Raw genomic sequence first — 2,981 nt, forward strand, 5'->3', positions numbered from 1 at the left:
AATTTAAGTTAAATAGATTAACTATAACTTAAGGTTATAGACCAAGGATGGATATATCCGTGGCGCAGCAAAAGTATAGAATAGATCACAGAATAATCTGAAGATAAAAAGTGTGACAGGCTCCTTTGGGCATACTCAAATGCACCCATCTTAAACTGGCAGCTAATGTACAAAAGTTGATAGAAGCACACAAGTTCAATTTTGCACTTCTGCCCCACTATTGCAAAACTGCTTGTTAGTAGCCGTTTTTTCTTACTGTTTATAGATTCAATAATTTTTGAAACGAAAAATTGGGACTAAACATTTCGGTTTCGTTTTCTGTCGATTCGTCCTGCGTATCTTTTGCATAAACAAACATTTGTTGTTCGTAGTTTTCGATGGCATTTTCAATACTTGTAAATTCTCCGTTTGTAAGGTTTTCAGACAATATCAAAGCATCCAATAATCCCGTATTTACACCCTGTCCTGCAAAAGGCGACATCAAATGAGCAGCATCGCCAATCATTGTTATGGGTAATGGACGGTTACTTTTCCAATCATTGTTCAAAGGAAATTTCCTTGTGGGCAAGCATTGAAATGTTGATACCGAACGTATTAATTGTTTGTAAACTTCACTCCATTTGGAAAATCTTTTCAATAAAAAATCGGCAACGCTGTTTCTGTCCTGAAAATCTAAGGGAATTTTATTTTTCCATTCATCGGGCGTTTTAAAACTAATTCCTAAATACAATGCACCATTATTATTGGGATTGGCAAACAATAAAATGCCCTGATGTCCCGCCATTAATCGGTTGCCGTTGCATAGCTGAAAAAATCCGGGACAGTTTATTTCCGGTTGAAGAATATCAGCTTGGATGTTGAAAGTACCGGTTTCTTCAACTTGCGTGTCGGTAACAAAGCTCCTTATTTTCGACATTCCACCATTGGCAAGAATAACCAAATCTGCTGTTTCACTCGGTTTATTCTCAAAAGTTAGTGTCCACTTCTTCTTACCAGGTTCAAGCATAACAAGTTTTCTATCCCAAATAACCGTGTCGTTTTCTAAACTATTCAACAAGATAGCCCTTAAGTCATTTCTGTTTATTTCAGGATTGTCAAATCGATTTTCGGGCTTTACATTTTTTGTGGATAAAATATTGCCTTTTTCATCAGCAATATTTACACCCATTGGTAAGGCTAAGTCATAATAAGTTTGTAACAATCCCGCTTTTTTCATTGCTTCCTGACCTGAACCTTTGTGTAGGTCAAGGGTTCCACCAAAAATTCTTGCCTCTCGGTCGTTGTCTCTTTCGTAAACTGAAACGTCTATGCCGTTTTGCTGTAATAATTTTGCCATAGTCAGTCCAACGGGTCCACCACCAATTATTGCAACGTTCTTATCACTAAGTAAATTCATTTGTTTGTCTGTATCTATTCGCATTGTCATTCAAAAATGGCACATAACAAGTGGCTATACGCCAAATGGCGTATATATCCACTATATCTTATTTTGCTAAACCTTTCATTATCAGTGACAAATCCGTTTTCAACCGTTTACCGTTCGTTTCTACTCTCTCAAAAGGATTTATATTCATAGTGCTTTTTGTTAAGTTTTGCTCAAATATACAAATCCTTTCTATATATCTAACAAATCCATCGGACTTTTTAATTGTTCCATTCCCTTGGTGGTAATATGTGTATAAACCTCAGTTGTTTTACTGCTTGAATGACCTAACAACGATTGAATATAACGTAAACTCGTACCATTCTCAAGCAAATGCGTTGCAAAGCTATGTCGTAAGGTATGTACAGTAACTTCCTTTTGAATCTTTGCTTTTAAAACAGCTGCTTTAAAAATGTTTTGAATACTTCGGCTTGAGTATGCGCCACCTTTTTGACCTTCAAATAAATAATCTTTTGGTTTATATTCCATAAAGTATGTTCTTAAAATAATTAATGTTTTCTCAGATAAAATGGTATAACGATCTCTTTTTCCTTTTGACTGTTCTATACGAATTTGCATGCGCTTGGAGTCAATGTCTTTTATTTTCAGGTTTATACATTCAGAAATGCGCAAACCTGCCGAATAAATAGTCATCAGAATAGCCTTGTGTTTCACGTTTTCAATAGCGCGTAGTACCCGAATGGTTTCTTCTTCACTCATCACAACAGGAAGTGTTTTTTCTTTTTTTGGTCTTTCGATGAAATATGTTTTCCGTTGTCCACCCAAAACACGTTCGTAATAAAACTTAATCGCATTGATTGCCTGGTTTTGATAAGATATTGAAACTTTTCGCTCCATAACCAAATGTCGGAGAAATGATTGTATATGTCCTTCATTCAATCGATCGACGTATAGGAAGAATAAACGCCCTTTTCACCCAAGTCCAACAGCTTTGGACCGCAGTTGACTCTTTCGACACCCCTGCGATGCAACCCAATCCGGCTGACGGGGAGCCAGCAACGCTGAAAATTTACCCTCCTCTTTCCCACTAGCGGCTCCTTTTCCGACAACCAGCACGGCGGATCCCTGCCGCGGCGCTGTGAACGCAGCATTTTGATTGGTATCGTTGGCCTTCAGGCTCGTCAGTCAAACAGACCCAGGAGCAGCTCAGCCGGTGGCGCCCGGCTTTCGGGTAACGCCCTGGTCCCGCTGGTTTCGGCTTTGTGCTTCAGGTGATCAAGGATCTGCTTGATCACTATAGGGTCTTCAATGCAGGCGATGACTTTCATGGCGCCGCCGCAGCCGCTGCAGGTCTCGATGTCGATATTGAAAACACGCTTGAGCCGTTGCGCCCATGTCATCGACGCTCGCCGTTGTGCTGGTGTTGCCGGTTCATCAGCCACCCTGACCTTGTTGCCCCTGCCCCGTTTTTTTTTTTTGGCTGTACTTTTGAGTCCTTGCAGGTGAATTTTATGCTTAACCCAACCACAACGATTGCTGCAATTGCAACTCCCCCAGGGCGTGGCGGTGTGGGGGTAATTCGCCTGTCAGGTCCAAA

The 2,981-nt window shown here is 40.1% G+C and carries 3 protein-coding genes and 1 pseudogene; 1 reads left to right on the top strand and 3 read right to left on the bottom strand.

Annotation, left to right across the window (positions count from 1 at the left end; genetic code table 11):
- Positions 1-259: 259 nt before the first annotated feature.
- The 3 genes and pseudogenes from E2K74_RS14295 to E2K74_RS14310 form a co-directional block, all read right to left on the bottom strand.
- Positions 260-1,426, bottom strand: a complete 1,167-nt coding sequence (locus E2K74_RS14295; protein WP_024160783.1) for a tetracycline-inactivating monooxygenase Tet(X3) — start codon at positions 1,424-1,426, stop codon at positions 260-262.
- Positions 1,427-1,615: 189 nt separating this feature from the next.
- Complete coding sequence (locus E2K74_RS14300; protein WP_015060916.1) at positions 1,616-2,281, bottom strand: tyrosine-type recombinase/integrase; 666 nt, start codon at positions 2,279-2,281, stop codon at positions 1,616-1,618.
- Positions 2,282-2,565: 284 nt separating this feature from the next.
- Positions 2,566-2,853: pseudogene (locus tag E2K74_RS14310) on the bottom strand (IS91 family transposase); the annotation flags it as partial.
- Between the two features lie 42 nt (positions 2,854-2,895).
- On the opposite strand from E2K74_RS14310, the gene E2K74_RS14930 reads away from it, so the two are divergent.
- A partial coding sequence (locus E2K74_RS14930; RefSeq protein ID WP_151208224.1) for a hypothetical protein occupies positions 2,896-2,981 on the top strand: 86 nt, incomplete at its 3' end.

The organism is Acinetobacter sp. RF15B, from assembly GCF_007558235.1.
Taxonomy (GTDB): domain Bacteria; phylum Pseudomonadota; class Gammaproteobacteria; order Pseudomonadales; family Moraxellaceae; genus Acinetobacter; species Acinetobacter lwoffii_C.

What these genes read in the sequence shown, in the direction of transcription:
- E2K74_RS14295 (WP_024160783.1), bottom strand. Translation starts at nt 1,426, where the DNA reads ATGACAATGCGAATAGATACAGACAAACAAATGAATTTACTTAGTGAT.
- E2K74_RS14300 (WP_015060916.1), bottom strand. Translation starts at nt 2,281, where the DNA reads ATGGAGCGAAAAGTTTCAATATCTTATCAAAACCAGGCAATCAATGCG.